The organism is Pseudomonas sp. AK106 (assembly GCF_053903055.1).
In genome coordinates, this window is sequence record NZ_CP096426.1 from 4,819,429 (window position 1) to 4,835,292 (window position 15,864).

A 15,864-nucleotide genomic window follows, 5' to 3' on the forward strand; every position below is an offset into this window, starting at 1 on the left:
GGATGGCGAATCTACCCTGAGGTTGCGCGCATTCGCAGCAAGAAGTCGTAGGATCGATCTGCGCCCTAGCCCTTCAGCTTGCGTAAATTGCCCAGTACCGACTCAAGGGCGCGGTCGAACAGCAGGGCGTCGTCGAGGACACGAATAGCGCCGCGACGAAATTCCACCGCCAGGCCCATGCGGGTTTTCTCAAGCACCTTCATACCCGTGCGATTGACGAACACATAGCGCCCACTCGGATCAACAATGGCGGCCAGCTTGCAGCGCAGCTTATGGGATTCGTCTTCCTGGATCTCGACCCAACTGCCCAGGCGAAGCTTTTCGACTTGCATCAAACCTTCGTCGTCGGCAGGCAACTGCATCGATGGCTCGGTCTGAATCTGCTCGCCCGGCCCAACGAGAACGATCTCTTCGACCACGGCCATCATCGTCGGCCCATGATCAGACGCGACCTGGTCGCCAACGGTGGTCGTGCCAGGTGCTTTCGTCACGTGGCTGAACGCCTGGACGTGAAGCGCTTCGAGCTGACTGAAGAATTCGCTGGTGGCAAACGGGTCGAAGGCGGCACTGCTCAAGCCATCGCGCAGGGACTTGAGTAACCCAGGCACCAGCTCGAGCAAACGCTGTCGCGCTTCCGGCTCGTCATGGGACTCAACGCTCCAGATCAGATCGTCCATCGCCTGAAGGCCTGACGTCCATTCAACTGACTGGTCGCCGTGTTTGAGGCACGTGAGCAACAGCACCTTGCTCCACGCCTCTTGCAACAGGCGAACAACGACCTGCGGCAGGGTCTTGCCGAGCAGGCGATCGTTCAGCGCCTGCTGCACCCGCTGACGGGCCAACTCTGCCAGTGCGCGGCCTTGTTCGGCGTCACGGGTCCGCTGCTCAAGCAACTCACTGCGACGACGCTCGTCGCCGGTAAAGGCCAGAAAATCCACCAGCAGCTCAGTGAAAATTGCCGGGTCATCGACGAAATCGTGGAGCAGGCGCTGGACGATTTGATCGATGCGGGCGTAAAGCGAGTCACGCTGGGTGTCGTCGCGACCACCCCAACCGAGCGCCGCAGAGGCGATTTCATTCAGCAGCCGACGCGCAGGGTGACTGCCACGGCTGAAGAAACTCTTGTCGATCACCGCGACCTTGAGCATCGGAATCTGCAAGCGGCCGATCAACGCCCGCAGCGAACTGGGCAGGTTGCGGTCGTCGAGAATGAATTCAAACAACATCGAGATGAGGTTGATAACGTCCTCATCCATCGTACCCACAACGCGAAACTTGCCGCTTCTCGCGCTGACCCGACTGATCAACTGCTCAAGCTGGGCGCGCAGGTCGAAGTCGTCGCTCTCCTCGGCTTTCGGTACGTACTGCTGCAAGTGGGACAGCAGACGCAGCAAGTCCTGACTGGAAATCGGACGCGCATCGGTCACCGATTCGGGGCGCGGCGTCAGGTGGCCACGCACATGCACCAGCAACTCCTGCAACGCGGAAAACACGTCCTGCACGCTTTTATCGAGACTTTCGGTCGCCTGGAGAATAGCGGCGTTGTCAGCACGCAAGGCTTCGCTCGAAGGCGGCACGCTGGCGATACGATCAGTGGAGCGACGGGACGGCAACGCCTTCAGTTCCGGCAATACACCTGCGGAAATTAGCAACTGGTTGGCTTCCTCATAGAGCTGATCGGCGTTGCTCAAGGCGTACTTCTCGAACAACTTGAGAATGATCAGCTTCACCTTGATTTCAACGCCAAGACTGCGCCCGGCCTGCAGGAAATAGTCGCACAGCAGCGTCGGTCCCAACGGATTGGTCTCGTCGGTCAACGGCTGAGGGATAAGAACATTCAAACGCGTGGTCAGTTGACCGAGGGCGATACCGTCGCGACTCATGACCTTGACCACCATGGCGTCAACCGCAACGGTGCGTTCGAGATCATCGTTATGGACCAGCGCAAGCTTGTCGTAGGAAACGGGCTCGGGCATCGGGGGCTCGGCCACTTCGTACTGACCCAGACGCAGGAATGCTTCAAAGAATTTGTCGAGGAAGTTGCGCTCGATGCTTTTGCGCTTCAAACGCAAGTCGCGCATGGCCTCGAAGAAGATGTTCTGCTCAGCGTTGTTGTGAGCACGGTCGGCCATTTCGAAAAGCGTGTCGTCAGCGTTATCGAACAGCGTCTGCAGGCTTTCCTTCAACTGCTGCGCGGCTCGGTCACGAACCTGAAGCAAAACGACGGGCAGCCGAGCGACAGGCGAGGATCCCGGATGATCCGCACCTGCCTTCAAGGGCACCACTTTGTTTCCGTCGTTCTGCATCAAGGACTCCTTCACACCGTCGACACAACTGCTTTAACAACAGCTACACCCCGCAGCGAATGAAGACTTGACTCCATTCAAACGGATCTCAACATTTTATCCCTGGGGATGTTGCAGGCTAACGTCAACGCTATGACGTCAAATACAAGGCGAAAGTATCAGGTAAATCAGGGCCGCTCGCCAGCGGACACTTCGCCTTGATTGGAATAATAGGAGGCGGCGAAGGGACGTGCGCAGCGATAGACCCTCAAAATCACAATCTGTCGCATAAGCGAGGAAAAAACCGACAAAGTGCAGGTTATGCACCCGACTGGACACGTGGCCTACATGGGTTGGTACACGCGCCTGCCATATACTCGGCGCACTTAGTTCGTGGAGCCTGATATGCCAAACCTACGTCTTGACGCCCTCACTGCCGAAATTGAAGCCAACGTGCGCCGTGCGTTGGTGGAGGATGTGGGCAGTGGTGACATCACCGCGCAGCTGATTCCGGCAGAGCGCCTGGCCAAGGCCACTGTAATCTCCCGCGACGCAGCGGTGATCGCCGGCACAGCGTGGGTCGATGCTGTTTTCCGTCAGCTTGACCCACGCGTCGCGGTGCATTGGCAGGTCGTTGACGGCGATCGCGTGCAGCCCAATCAGGCGCTGTTCCACTTGGAAGGCCCCGCCCGTTCGCTGCTGACGGGCGAACGCAGCGCGCTCAACTTCCTGCAGCTGCTGTCAGGCGTCGCCACCCGTGCGCAGCACTACGCCGACATGGTCGCCGACACTCAGGTCAAACTGCTCGACACCCGCAAAACCCTCCCCGGCCTGAGAATGGCGCAGAAGTACGCCGTCACCTGCGGCGGCTGCCATAACCATCGGATCGGCTTGTTCGACGCCTTCCTGATCAAGGAAAACCACATCGCTGCCTGTGGCGGAATTGCGGAAGCCATCACCGCCGCGCACAAAATCGCGCCGGGCAAGCCCGTGGAAATCGAAGTGGAGAGCCTTGAAGAACTCAAACAGGCCCTCGACGGCGGTGCCGACATCATCATGCTTGATGAGCTGAACCTGGACGACATGCGCGAAGCCGTGCGCCTCACTGCCGGACGCGCCAAGCTTGAGGCTAGCGGCGGTGTGACCGATGCGACTTTGCGCACCATTGCTGAAACTGGTGTTGATTACATTTCCATCGGGACGCTGACTAAGGATGTGAAGGCGGTGGATTTGTCGATGCGGTTGAGCATTTGAGAGCGTTGCGACGTCTTAAAGGTTGAACTGCGACGGGTGCTCGGGCTCTGCTTGTTATGGGCTTGAAATCCCTGAAATCGAATTGGTAATCAAACGGAAGGGGAAATGACGATGGCTGACGAGAAGCAACCTGTCGAACCTGAAGAGGACGTTCCGGCTCACTCGACTGAGGAGGAGAAGGAACGGTTGAAGGATTTCAATAAGGACGGGATTCCGCCGGGGATTTGTTGATTGGCGGGATGATGCGGATGTTGGGTACGAAAAAGCCCGGTCTTGATGACCGGGCTTTTTGTGTTTCTGGTGCCGAAAATAGGAATCGAACCTACGACCTTCGCGTTACGAGTGCGCTGCTCTACCGACTGAGCTATTTCGGCGGTTGATAACTGTCTAGCGCAATGGTTTATGGATAATACCCAAGCTTATCGCAGACAAAAATCTACGCTATTTCCAGTATCACTTACAGCTGGATGGACGGTACGTAGCATCGACGGTGCCACCACATGTCCAGATCAAAACGCCTGTAGTATCAGTGGCTGGTGTCAAGGTAATAGTCTTACCCTGCACAGCTGAATTCGAGTTGGCTTTGTCGGCTGTAGCCGTGATGACGCCCGCTTTACCAACGTCCACGGAAGCAGTGTACTTACCAACAGCACCGGCATAGTTTGCTGTCGTGTTGGAAGTCGGAAGTACTCCGCTGGTCTGGTATACCTCGGTAACCGGAGTCTTAGCAGCATCGGCCAACGACATCAGTTCGGTGACTTGGGCACGAATTGTGTAATTTTGATAAGCCGGCAGCGCAACCGCGGCTAAGATCCCGATGATCGCAACGACGATCATCAGTTCAATCAGGGTAAAGCCTTTTTGTGCATTCATCGCTACTGCTCCAAGCGTCAATTTGGTGTTGCTCGGAAGAGTAGTAGCACGCACCGTGCCAGCTTTCAGGACCCGAATTCTTTACCAATTTTTCCGCATCACCCCAAACAAGGGTCGGGGCATGAGCACAACCTGACAATTTTCGTCACCTTCACAGAGCTTATTTGGCAGCCAAGCGTGACTAGGCTATAAACGGTCCAATGTCTGGATCTGGTGGCTGTAATGACTGATGTCGTCCTAACCGGCTTGGCTAAACAACTCGTTGTGGCTGAGCTGCTCACAGAAAAAACGGCTCAAACAGCCTACGAACAAGCGAGACGTGACAAGGTCTCGCTTGTGCACCATCTCGTCGAAGCGAAGCTGCTCAAGAGCATCACGCTGGCCGAAGTCGCTTCCGATCAGTTCGGCATTCCCTTTCTTGATCTGGCAACTCTTGATAAAGAAACACAACCGAAAGGGCTGGTCAGCGAGAAGCTCGTTCGACAGCACTGCGCGCTTCCGCTATGGCGCCGTGGGAACAAACTTTTTGTGGGGATTTCCGACCCAACCAATCATCAGGCCATTACAGACATACAGTTCAGCACCGGTCTGACGACCGAAGCAATTCTGGTAGAGGACGACAAGCTCACCAGCGCCATCGATAAGTTTTTTGATAGCCACTCCGGCATGGGCGACTTAGCTGATGTAGATCTGGGCTTGGAGATCGAGACTGTCGACGAATCCAAGGACAAAGCCATTGGCGGCCAAGATGCAGATGACGCGCCCGTCGTTCGCTTCGTCAACAAGATGCTGATGGACGCCATCCGCCTAGGGTCTTCTGATCTGCATTTTGAACCTTATGAAAAAATTTTTCGGGTAAGGCTCCGCACCGACGGCATTCTTCATGAGGTAGCAAAGCCGCCCATTCACCTTGCTGGGCGGATTGCTGCACGTCTAAAGGTCATGGCAAGCCTTGATATTTCGGAGCGTCGTAAACCCCAGGACGGCCGTATCAAGTTAAGAATTTCCAAAAACCGCGCCATCGATTTTCGAGTCAACACGCTGCCGACCCTGTGGGGCGAAAAGATCGTAATGCGGATTTTAGACCCCACCACGGCACAAATGGGCATTGACGCTTTAGGGTATGAGCCAGAACAGAAAGCGCTTTACCTTGAAGCTCTTCGCCAGCCTCAAGGCATGATCCTTGTGACCGGCCCTACCGGTTCGGGCAAAACGGTGTCGCTCTACACCGGATTGAATATTCTCAACACCGTTGATATCAACATCTCGACAGCAGAAGACCCCGTAGAGATCAACCTTGAGGGCATAAACCAGGTCAACGTCAATCCGCGTCAGGGGATGGACTTCTCTCAGGCACTGCGGGCGTTTTTGCGTCAGGATCCTGACGTGATCATGGTCGGAGAGATTCGAGACCTTGAAACTGCTGAAATTGCGATCAAAGCGTCCCAGACTGGCCACATGGTCTTGTCCACGCTGCACACCAACAGCGCGGCCGAAACTCTGACTCGCCTGCACCATATGGGCGTGGCAGCGTTCAACATCGCGACGGCAATCAATCTGATTATTGCTCAACGCTTGGCGCGCAAACTGTGCCCGCATTGCAAGAAGGAAACTGAAATTCCGCGGGAGACTTTGATTGCCGAAGGTTTCCCCGAGTCGCAAATCGGCTCGTTCCAGCTTTACTCTCCAGTGGGATGCGAACACTGCAATGGCGGATACAAAGGCCGGGTAGGTATCTACGAAGTGGTGAAAAGTACGCCCGCACTGGAGCGCATCATCATGGAGGAAGGCAACTCGATCCAGATTTCCGAACAGATGCGCAGAGACGGCTTTAATGATTTGCGCACCTCGGGACTGATGAAGGCGATGCAGGGTGTGACCAGTCTGGAAGAAATAAACAGGGTGACCAAGGATTAAGCATGGCGACCAAAGCAGTAAAAGTCAGCGTCTATGCTTGGGAAGGGCTAGATAAAAAAGGGACTAAGCTCACTGGCGAAATCAATGGGCACAATCCTGCGCTGGTAAAAGCTCAGCTGCGAAAGCAGGGCATCAACCCGACCAAAGTCCGTAAAAAGTCCGTCTCGATCTTCGGCAAAGGCAAGAAGATCAAGCCGTTGGACATCGCGTTCTTCAGCCGCCAGATGGCCACAATGATGAAAGCAGGTGTGCCACTGTTGCAGTCCTTCGACATTATCAGCGAGGGGCATGAAAACCCGAACATGCGCAAGCTTGTGGATGACATTAAGCAAGAGGTCGCATCTGGCCACAGCTTTGCCACGGCCCTACGACAAAAGCCCCTCTATTTCGATGACCTATTCTGCAACCTGGTAGACGCCGGCGAACAAGCTGGCGCGCTCGAAGCGTTGCTAGATCGTGTTGCAACCTATAAAGAAAAAACTGAATCGCTCAAGGCAAAAATCAAGAAAGCAATGACTTATCCCATTGCTGTCGTGGTCGTGGCCTTCATAGTAACGGGCATTCTTCTACTGAAAGTGGTACCCCAATTTCAAAGCATTTTTGAAGGCTTCGGAGCGAAGCTGCCCACATTTACGCTGATGGTGATCGGGCTCTCCAAGATTGTTCAGGACTATTGGTGGATATTGCTCGCAGGGATCGCTTTGTGCATCTTCCTATTTAGACGGGCCTATAGAATTTCAGAAAAATTCCGAAATGGAATGGACCGAGCGCTTTTGAAGTTTCCCGTAATCGGACCTCTGTTGTACAAATCCGCAGTTGCCCGGTATGCCCGCACTTTGTCTACCACATTCGCCGCAGGTGTCCCGCTAGTTGAGGCCTTGGATTCCGTGGCAGGTGCGACCGGCAACGTTGTCTTTAGAAACGCAGTAAACAAGGTAAAACAAGACGTTTCTACCGGGATGCAGCTTAACTTCTCCATGCGCAGCACTGGCGTGTTTCCGATGCTGGCCGTGCAAATGACGGCCATCGGTGAAGAATCCGGCGCACTGGACTCGATGCTCGATAAAGTAGCGACTTACTACGAGGATGAGGTCGACAACATGGTCGACAGTCTAACCGCACTCATGGAACCTATGATCATGGCTGTGCTCGGCGTGATAGTTGGTGGCTTGGTGATAGCCATGTACCTTCCCATTTTTCAGCTCGGAAACGCTGTTTAACATGCCCCTCCTCGACCTCCTGGCCAGCTCCCCGCTGGCCTTTGTTTTATGCGCACTTGTCTTGGGCCTGCTCGTCGGCAGTTTCCTCAACGTCGTCGTCTACCGCCTCCCCAAAATGATGATCCGCGACTGGAAAACCCAGTCCCGGGAAATGCTCGACCTCCCCGCCGAGCCCCCAACAGAAACCTTCAACCTCATCCTCCCCCACTCCCGCTGCCCGCATTGCTCACACAGAATCCGCGCCTGGGAGAACATTCCGGTGGTGAGCTACCTGTTCCTAGGCGGCAAGTGTTCCCAATGCAAAGCCTCCATCAGCAAGCGCTACCCCCTCGTTGAACTGGCCTGCGGCTTACTCTCGGCCTTCATCGCCTGGCATTTCGGTTTCGGCTGGCAGGCAGCGGCGATGCTGGTGCTGACGTGGGGGTTGTTGTCGATGAGCCTGATCGACGCCGATCACCAGCTTCTGCCGGACGCAATCGTGTTGCCGCTGTTGTGGCTCGGCCTGATCGTCAACGCGTTCGGGCTGTTCACGTCGCTGACCGACGCGCTGTGGGGCGCGGTCGCCGGGTATCTGGTGTTGTGGTGTGTGTTCTGGCTGTTCAAGCTGATCACCGGCAAGGAAGGCATGGGTTACGGCGACTTCAAGTTGCTGGCGATGCTCGGCGCATGGGGCGGGTGGCAGATTCTGCCGCTGACGATTCTGCTGTCGTCGATTGTCGGTGCGGTGTTGGGCCTGATTCTGCTGCGCTTGCGCAATGTCGAAACCAGCACGCCGATCCCCTTCGGTCCTTATCTGGCGCTCGCAGGGTGGATCGCTTTGCTCTGGGGTGATCAAATAACGACTTCGTATCTGCAGATCGCCGGTTTCAGATGACTTCTCCTGCGTCAAAACCCTGGATTCTGGGCCTCACCGGTGGCATCGGCAGCGGCAAGAGTGCGGCGGCTCAGTGCTTCGTGGATCTGGGCGTGCACTTGGTGGACGCCGATCACGCTGCACGCTGGGTCGTCGAACCCGGGCGCCCTGCCCTGGCGCAGATTGCCGAGCACTTCGGCCCAAGCGTGTTGCAGGCCGATGGCACGCTGAATCGCTCGGCGTTGCGCGAGCTGATTTTCAAGGATCCCCAGCAGCGGCTCTGGCTCGAAAGCCTGCTGCATCCGCTGATCCGCGAGGAAATCCGTCAGTACCTGGCGCGCGCTGAATCGGCTTACGCGATTCTGGTGTCGCCGTTGTTGCTGGAGACTTCTCAGCACCAGATGGTTCAGCGGGTGTTGGTCATTGATGTGCCGGAATCGGTGCAAATCCAGCGCACAGTGTTGCGCGATAAGACCAACGAGGAACAGGTGCGGGCGATTCTCAAAGCGCAGGCCAGTCGCGAGGAGCGCTTGAGCCGGGCCGACGATGTAATCGTCAATGACCGTGACCCGGCCCGGCTGAAAAGCGAGGTGGAGCGTCTGCATCACTTTTATTTAACTTTGCGTGGAGGCCAATGATGAGCCAACCAATGACCGTCGATTGCCCAACCTGCGGAGCGCCCGTGGAATGGACGCCGGAGAGTAAATTTCGGCCGTTCTGTTCGGACCGGTGCAAGCTGATCGACCTGGGCGCCTGGGCGTCGGAAGAACATGCGATTCCGGTGGCGCCGGATGCTGAAGACGGGCTGTTTTCGGGTGACTTCGACCCTCGTCAACATTGATCTAAGTGGGCAGCCACACAGGACGAACAACGCCAGTGCTGCCATATCTCCCAAGAGCTGAGAGCATCCCGCCAACAAAAGCGAGCGGCGAGCGGGATGACGTTTTGTGTAAGCGTGCCTGCTCGCGAAGAGGCCGGTACATCCGCTGGATATCCAGCAGTTCCAATGCCGTCTTCGTGAGCAAGCACACTCCCACAATGGGCTTGCGGCGGTTTCTTGAGCCGATAAGCACCGCCCCGCCCAACTTTATCTCCGCTCCAGTATTTCTTATCCCCTCAGCAGCGTTAAGCTTGGCGCCATGGATGACTCTGATTATCTGCGTCTTTTGACGAGCCAGGCCGAGCAAGCCAATGCGTTTCTGTCCAATGCGCGCAAGTGGGAGCGCGAACGTTGGGTGTGCGAGCGGTTGCTGCAGGGCCTGAATATTCCCCATCGTACTGACGACTTCCTGCCTGCCGGGCAAGAGCCGCCTGACGTACTGTTTCGCGACGCGTGTTTTGAAGTGTTCTTTGTTCTGGATGAAGGCCGTCGGCTCAACGATGAGTGGCGTGAAGAACTGCAACGTCGACGCAGCGCGTTTTCCCTCAGCCAACTGGTGCGGCGCGAAGCCAAACCCAAGCGCATTCCCGCTGCCGAGCTGCTCCGGCGCCTGGCACCCACGCTGCGCAAAAAGGCCCACAACTACAAAGAGCGTGGGCTGGATGTGGGCGAGCTGGACATCATTGCCTTCGCTAGCCTCAAGCGCGAGGTGCTCGACTTGAACAGCCACTTTCCGCCGCCCACCGAGTATTTGCGTCAGGGCTGGCGGTCACTCTCGCTGGTCGGGCCGACCTTCGCCCGGGTATTGTTCGCCCATCCGGATGCCCCGGATTTCCTGCGGACCAATCTGGGCCGCAGCGTGGTGTTTGATGTAGGAATCAGTTTATGAGCCCGTTGCAGGAATTGATCGCCGATGTACCCCAGCGCGGGCGTGTGCGCTGGATTGGCGTGCGCCCGGAATCCCGGGGCGAGATGGTTGAGCTGGACGCCGTGGAAGCCCGTCGCGAAGCAGGCCTGACGGGCGATCATGCCCGCCCCGGCCCGCGCAACGCTCGACAGGTGACGCTGATCCAGTGGGAGCACTTTGCAGTGGTCAGTTCGCTGATGGGGCGGGCCGAGGACAATCCGGTGTTGCCCCAGGATTTGCGACGCAACATCGTGATCAGCGGCATCAACCTGTTCAGCCTGAAGAACCGACGTTTCCGCATCGGCCAGGCGATCTTCGAAACCACCGGCTGGTGCCAGCCCTGCGCGCGCCTTGAGCAACGCCTCGGCCACGGCATCTTTCAGGCCGTTCGCGGGCATGGCGGAATCACCGCGCGGGTGATACAAAGCGGCATCGTGCGTCTGGACGACGTGTTGTGTATCGAGCCGATCGAACCGAGCGTCCATGACTTTAACGCAGCCAACAGCGCCGCCTCCTGATCCGGGTCAATGTTGATAAAGCGCCTCAAATGATCAGCGGCCTGAAACCTGCCGACCCAGCGCGTGTCGAAGCGTACATTCGAGCCCCCACCCCAAGTCGAGCGCTGGCCTTTTTGGCTTCGGCTGCTCCTTGTGGTGGTGCTCGGACCGGGCCCGTTGACCCGTTTGCCGAGCGATCTGACGCTATGAGCTGCCTTGCGCTCGCGCGGATTTCGCTGACACAGAATTCCTTAAGCCTTATGAGATACCCCCATGACCCATCGTATTGTGATTGTCGGCGGAGGCGCTGGCGGTCTGGAACTGGCTACCCGTCTGGGTAAAACCCTCGGCAAGAAAGGCAAGGCCAGCGTCACGCTGGTGGACGCCAATCTGACCCACATCTGGAAACCGCTGCTGCACGAAGTGGCCGCCGGTTCGCTCAACTCTTATGAGGACGAACTGAACTACGTGGCGCAAGCCAAGTGGAACCATTTTCAGTTTCAGATGGGCCGCATGACCGGGCTGGACCGCGAAAACAAGCAGATCCACCTGGCCGAGACCCTCGACGAAAACGGCAATGCGCTGGTCCCGGCGCGCAGCCTGGATTACGACTCGCTGGTCATTTCCGTGGGCAGCACGACCAATGATTTCGGCACCAAAGGCGCGGCTGAGCACTGCCTTTTCCTCGACACGCGCAAGCAGGCCGAGCGCTTCCATCAGCAATTGCTGAATCGCTATTTGCAGGCCCACGCCAGCCAGAACGATGCGGCCGAAGAAATCAACGTCGCCATTGTCGGTGCCGGCGCGACCGGTGTCGAACTGGCCGCAGAGCTGCACAACGCTGCGCATGAACTGGCGGCCTACGGGCTCGGCCAGATCAAGCCGGAAAACCTGCGCATCACCGTGATCGAGGCCGGGCCGCGCGTCCTCCCGGCACTGCCGGAGCGTATTGGCGGCCCGGTACACAAGACGCTGGAGAAACTCGGCGTGACGGTGCTGACCAACTCGGCGGTCAGTGAGGTGACGGCTGACAGCCTGGTGACTGCGACCGGTCAGGTGATTCCTGCGACGCTGAAGGTCTGGGCGGCGGGCATCCGCGCTCCGGCGTTTCTGGAGGGTATCGCCGGTCTTGAGACCAACCGCATCAATCAGCTGCAGGTGCGTCCGACGCTACAGACCACCCGCGACGACAGTATCTTCGCCTTCGGCGACTGCGCGGCCTGCCCGCAAAAAGGCACCGACCGCAATGTCCCGCCCCGTGCGCAAGCGGCGCATCAACAAGCGTCGTTGCTGGTGAAATCGCTGAAGCTGCGCATCGAGGGCGGCACGCTGCCCGAGTATCGCTATCAGGACTACGGCTCGCTGATCTCGCTGTCGAAGTTCTCGGCAGTCGGTAATCTGATGGGGAATCTGACCGGCAGTGTCATGCTCGAAGGCTGGCTGGCGCGGATGTTCTACGTTTCGCTGTACCGCATGCACCAGATGGCACTCTACGGCATGTTCCGCACGTTGATGCTCATGCTGGGCAGCCGAATCGGCCGCGGCACCGAGCCACGGATGAAGCTGCACTAAGAATCAGCCCTGCAGGTCCGCCGCGCCAATGCGGCGGGCCTCATTCCTCGACATTCTGCACAACCTACCCCGCAACTCGTCTGCCACGAGCGCACGCCTGCGCTAAGGCATCACCTGCCCTTTGCCCAGATGCTTGGCCTTGTACATCCAGCGGTCGGCTTCGCGCATGAGTTCGTCAGGAGCCTTGCCCGAGCCGGGTTCGTACATGGAAAAGCCGATACTGGCGTTGCAGCGAATGACATCGCCTTTGATCGTGAGGGGCTGTGCAATCGCGACGAGGAGTTTCTGAGCCACTTCGCGGGCCTCCTCCACACCCGGCGTGATGCCTTCCAGGATCACGATGAATTCATCACCGGCCAGCCGCACCAGGCTGTCAGTCCTGCGAATGCAGCTCTGCAAACGTGTGGAAACAGCGCGCAGCAGATCATCCCCGGCATCGTGCCCGTAACTGTCGTTGATGACTTTGAACCCATCCAGATCGATGAACATCAACGCCAGCTGCAACCTGGAGCGGTCGGCACGGGCCTGAGCGATCGGCAACAGCGAGTCCAGCGCGCGGCGATTGTGCAGGCCAGTCAGGGCGTCATGTCGGGCTTCCTGCTCAAGCTCTTTGCGCGCTTGAATGTTCTGAATGATGGAGATGAAATATTCCAGCTCTCCGGCTTCGGACAGCTTCTTCGTGACGCTCAGATTGACCCAGACCGAGCTGCCGTTTTTGCGCAGGTAGCGCTTCTCCATCTGGTAGCTGTTGATTTGGCCGACACTCAACTGATGCAGCATCTCAAGATCACTGTCCAGATCGTCGGGGTGAGTGATGTCCTGAAACGTCAGGTGCTTGAGCTCATCGGGTGCGTAGCCAAGGACGTCGCACAGCGCGGCGTTGACGCTGATCCAGCCACCATCCGGCGCAACCAGCGCAATGCCCACCGAGGCCAGCTCGAACATCGAGCGATAGCCTGCCTCGCTGGCCTGAAACATTGCTTCGGAGCGGTTCTTCTGAATCCGCGTCAGCATCAGGTTTTCCCGCAGCTGCATTTCGCGGCTGACGATCTCGGCCAGGTCGTGGAGGATGGACAGCTCGTCTGGGGTAAGGATTCTGGGCCGTGCGTCAATGGCGCAAAGCGTGCCCACAGCGAAGCCCTGGCTGGTGCGTATGGGCACACCGGCATAAAAGCGGACATGGGGATCGCCGGTGACCAGCTGGCTGTTGCAGAACCGCGCGTCCTCAATGGCATCGGGCACCACAAGCTCGGTGGCCTCAAGGATGGCGTGCGCACAGAAAGCGAGCTCCCGCGGCAACTCGACCGCCTCAAGCCCCACTCGGGACTTGAACCACTGGCGATCCTGATCCACCAGCGATATCAGGGCAATCGGCACGTTCAGCACTTGCGCCACCAGACGAGTGATCCGGTCCAGCGCGACCTCGGGTGGGGTGTCGAGTACTTCGAGAAGATGCAGCGCTTCAAGTCGCTGTTGCTCGAATGAAGGAGTTGGCGACTTCATAACACGGCCGATCCTGAAAAGACTGCCTGAAGTCTATACCCGGCCTCATGAATCCGCACCGGAGCGACGTGTAAATAACTGACCTGGCCGTGGCAATTGATCACGCTATCAAAGAAGAATTCTGTCACGCCTTGTCATAAAAACGTGCTGTTTGCTGTGATCCCATCAACGCATCTCACCCCGATGTCGCTCGATTACAGGAAGTCATCCATGTCGCAGCTCTCCCGACTGATGCTGGCCGCAGGCCTTGGCATCGCGCTCAATCTATCCATGGCCGCCACGGCAGGCGCAGCGTCCGAAGTCACCGGCGCCGGCTCCACGTTCATTTACCCGGTGCTGTACAAGTGGGCGACTGACTACAACCAGAAGACCCAGATCAAGGTTAACTACCAATACATAGGCTCTGGCGCAGGGATTGCGCTGATCAAGGAAGGCGCCGTGGATTTCGGTGCGACCGACCGGCCGATGAGCTCGGCAGACCTGCAATCCTTCGGGCTACAGCAGTTTCCCTCGGTGATCGGCGGCATCGTACCGGTCATCAACATCGCTTCGATAAAACCCGGCACCCTGAAATTCACAGGCCCAGTGCTGGCCGACATCTACCTGGGGAAGATCAGCAAATGGAATGACCCGGCCCTCGCCGCCCTGAACCCGGGCGTGAAACTGCCTGACGCGAAAATCAGCGTCGTGTACCGCTCGGATGATTCCGGCACCACGTTTAACTGGGTCAGCTATCTGGCGAAGGTCAGCCCGCAATGGAAGAGTCAGCTCGGGGCAGGCGCATCGGTGCACTGGCCGGTGGGCATGGGCAGCAAGGGCAGCGAGGGCGTGGCGACGTACGTGAAACAGGTGCCGAATTCGATCGGCTACGTCGAGTACGCCTACGTCAAACAGCAGAAGTTGAATTATGGGCTGTTACAGAACGCTGCCGGCACGTTCGTGACGCCGAGCACCGAAAGCTTTCAGGCGGCAGCCGCGACGGCAGACTGGAAAAACGCGAAGGATTTTGACCTGTCGATGCTCGACGCGCCGGGGGAAAACGCTTACCCGATCACCGCCGCGACGTTCATCGTGATGTACAGGCAACCCAAGGACGCTGATCGTCAGAAGACCGTCCAGGATTTCTTTCGCTGGACGCTGGAGAGCGGGCAGGAACACGCACGCTCGCTGGACTTCGCGCCGATCCCGGATGACCTGAAGAATCAGATCGAGGCGTACTGGGCTAATCCGCCCAAGGCTCAGTGAAAGCCAGAAACGAAAAAAGCGTCCCGAAGGACGCTTTTTTGTAGCTTCAGCGCGAGTGGCGTTGAAGCGGTATTTTCTGCCCGGATACTGCTTAGGCGAAAATGGTCGGGGTAAGGGGATTCGAACTCCTGACATCCTGCTCCCAAAGCAGGCGCGCTACCGGACTGCGCTATACCCCGGTGAAACATGAAAACACCCTAAGGCGTTTCCAGAGCGGGTGACGCGAATGGCGTCACTCCCTAAGATCCAACCCGATGAAGCCAGGTCAAAAATGGTGGGTCGTGTGGGATTCGAACCTACGACCAATTGGTTAAAAGCCAACTGCTCTACCAACTGAGCTAACGACCCAAATAATGGTCGGGGTAAGGGGATTCGAACTCCTGACATCCTGCTCCCAAAGCAGGCGCGCTACCGGACTGCGCTATACCCCGACGGTACTACCTCTTGAAATTGGCTCCGTGACCAGGACTCGAACCTGGGACCCAATGATTAACAGTCATTTGCTCTACCGACTGAGCTATCACGGAACGATCTTTTCAAATCTATCAATTTCAGATGCAGCGTTTGACGCGCTTCAACACAACAAATTCAGTAATTTTGCACCAAACGAATTTGGCGTTTACCTCACTGAACCTACCGCATTTTCAGCCTCTTCGACCTGTCTGCATCGCTGCGTTCACGTCTCTGAGGCGCGCTATTCTACATTTCCAGAAACACCTGTCAACCCTCTAAATTGCTTTCAAGACAATGATTTGCGAATTTTTTGCGGATCGCCCTCAACCTCGTGAAAATCTTGCGCTCGGCGAATAAATCACCCCGCATAAAAAAGGGCCCCCATCAGGAGAGCCCGTTGCGTTT

At 57.4% G+C, this 15,864-nt stretch carries 14 protein-coding genes and 5 tRNA genes; 11 read left to right on the forward strand and 8 right to left on the reverse strand.

Annotation, left to right across the window (positions count from 1 at the left end):
- Positions 1–65: 65 nt before the first annotated feature.
- Positions 66–2,306 (reverse strand): DUF1631 domain-containing protein, encoded by a 2,241-nt coding sequence (locus M1E04_RS21190; RefSeq protein WP_192133104.1) that lies wholly within the window; start codon positions 2,304–2,306, stop codon positions 66–68.
- Between the two features lie 384 nt (positions 2,307–2,690).
- Here M1E04_RS21190 and nadC point away from each other — a divergent pair, with 384 nt between their 5' ends.
- Together nadC and M1E04_RS21200 are read left to right on the forward strand one after the other, a co-directional pair.
- Positions 2,691–3,539, forward strand: coding sequence for a carboxylating nicotinate-nucleotide diphosphorylase (gene nadC / locus M1E04_RS21195; protein WP_456291986.1), 849 nt, complete (start codon positions 2,691–2,693; stop codon positions 3,537–3,539).
- Between the two features lie 105 nt (positions 3,540–3,644).
- Positions 3,645–3,770: a hypothetical protein gene (locus tag M1E04_RS21200; protein WP_108118952.1), complete on the forward strand. Its 126-nt coding sequence runs from the start codon at positions 3,645–3,647 to the stop codon at positions 3,768–3,770.
- Between the two features lie 67 nt (positions 3,771–3,837).
- On the opposite strand, the gene M1E04_RS21205 is transcribed toward M1E04_RS21200, so the two are convergent.
- Both M1E04_RS21205 and M1E04_RS21210 read right to left on the reverse strand, forming a co-directional pair.
- A tRNA-Thr gene (locus M1E04_RS21205) sits at positions 3,838–3,913 on the reverse strand.
- A gap of 79 nt (positions 3,914–3,992) precedes the next feature.
- The gene (locus tag M1E04_RS21210) at positions 3,993–4,412 is read right to left on the reverse strand and encodes a pilin (protein ID WP_456291987.1); all 420 of its coding nucleotides are present in this window, start codon (positions 4,410–4,412) and stop codon (positions 3,993–3,995) included.
- A 222-nt stretch (positions 4,413–4,634) separates the two neighbouring features.
- On the opposite strand from M1E04_RS21210, the gene pilB reads away from it, so the two are divergent.
- From pilB to M1E04_RS21250, 8 genes are all read left to right on the forward strand, one after another.
- Positions 4,635–6,329, forward strand: a complete 1,695-nt coding sequence (pilB, locus tag M1E04_RS21215; protein ID WP_456291988.1) for a type IV-A pilus assembly ATPase PilB — start codon at positions 4,635–4,637, stop codon at positions 6,327–6,329.
- 2 nt (positions 6,330–6,331) lie between these two features.
- Entirely contained in the window at positions 6,332–7,549 is a 1,218-nt protein-coding gene (locus M1E04_RS21220; RefSeq protein WP_456291989.1) for a type II secretion system F family protein, read from the forward strand.
- A gap of 1 nt (position 7,550) precedes the next feature.
- Positions 7,551–8,423 (forward strand): prepilin peptidase, encoded by an 873-nt coding sequence (locus M1E04_RS21225; protein WP_065987647.1) that lies wholly within the window; start codon positions 7,551–7,553, stop codon positions 8,421–8,423.
- Positions 8,420–9,040: a dephospho-CoA kinase gene (coaE, locus tag M1E04_RS21230; protein WP_456291990.1), complete on the forward strand. Its 621-nt coding sequence runs from the start codon at positions 8,420–8,422 to the stop codon at positions 9,038–9,040. Before M1E04_RS21225 ends, coaE begins: the two co-directional genes overlap by 4 nt.
- Entirely contained in the window at positions 9,040–9,243 is a 204-nt protein-coding gene (yacG, locus tag M1E04_RS21235) for a DNA gyrase inhibitor YacG (protein ID WP_456291991.1), read from the forward strand. The genes coaE and yacG overlap by 1 nt, the downstream gene beginning before the upstream one ends.
- Before the next feature lie 298 nt (positions 9,244–9,541).
- On the forward strand, positions 9,542–10,171 hold the full coding sequence (locus M1E04_RS21240; protein ID WP_065987649.1) for a DUF1780 domain-containing protein: 630 nt from the start codon (positions 9,542–9,544) through the stop codon (positions 10,169–10,171).
- The gene (locus M1E04_RS21245) at positions 10,168–10,707 is read left to right on the forward strand and encodes an MOSC domain-containing protein (RefSeq protein ID WP_065987650.1); all 540 of its coding nucleotides are present in this window, start codon (positions 10,168–10,170) and stop codon (positions 10,705–10,707) included. Before M1E04_RS21240 ends, M1E04_RS21245 begins: the two co-directional genes overlap by 4 nt.
- A 252-nt stretch (positions 10,708–10,959) precedes the next feature.
- The gene (locus tag M1E04_RS21250) at positions 10,960–12,258 is read left to right on the forward strand and encodes an NAD(P)/FAD-dependent oxidoreductase (RefSeq protein WP_065987651.1); all 1,299 of its coding nucleotides are present in this window, start codon (positions 10,960–10,962) and stop codon (positions 12,256–12,258) included.
- A gap of 102 nt (positions 12,259–12,360) precedes the next feature.
- Here M1E04_RS21250 and M1E04_RS21255 read toward each other — a convergent pair whose 3' ends face one another.
- Positions 12,361–13,761 carry a sensor domain-containing diguanylate cyclase gene (locus M1E04_RS21255; RefSeq protein ID WP_369318920.1) on the reverse strand — a complete coding sequence of 467 codons (1,401 nt, stop codon included), beginning with the start codon at positions 13,759–13,761 and terminating at the stop codon, positions 12,361–12,363.
- A gap of 210 nt (positions 13,762–13,971) precedes the next feature.
- Between M1E04_RS21255 and pstS the strand changes: the two genes are divergently transcribed.
- The gene (gene pstS / locus M1E04_RS21260; RefSeq protein WP_065987653.1) at positions 13,972–15,006 is read left to right on the forward strand and encodes a phosphate ABC transporter substrate-binding protein PstS; all 1,035 of its coding nucleotides are present in this window, start codon (positions 13,972–13,974) and stop codon (positions 15,004–15,006) included.
- 102 nt (positions 15,007–15,108) lie between these two features.
- Here pstS and M1E04_RS21265 read toward each other — a convergent pair.
- From M1E04_RS21265 to M1E04_RS21280, 4 genes are all read right to left on the reverse strand, one after another.
- Positions 15,109–15,185 (reverse strand) — tRNA-Pro (locus tag M1E04_RS21265).
- Between the two features lie 93 nt (positions 15,186–15,278).
- A tRNA-Lys gene (locus M1E04_RS21270) sits at positions 15,279–15,354 on the reverse strand.
- 6 nt (positions 15,355–15,360) lie between these two features.
- Positions 15,361–15,437, reverse strand: a tRNA-Pro gene (locus M1E04_RS21275).
- A 20-nt stretch (positions 15,438–15,457) separates the two neighbouring features.
- Positions 15,458–15,533 (reverse strand) — tRNA-Asn (locus M1E04_RS21280).
- Positions 15,534–15,864 lie beyond the last annotated feature (331 nt).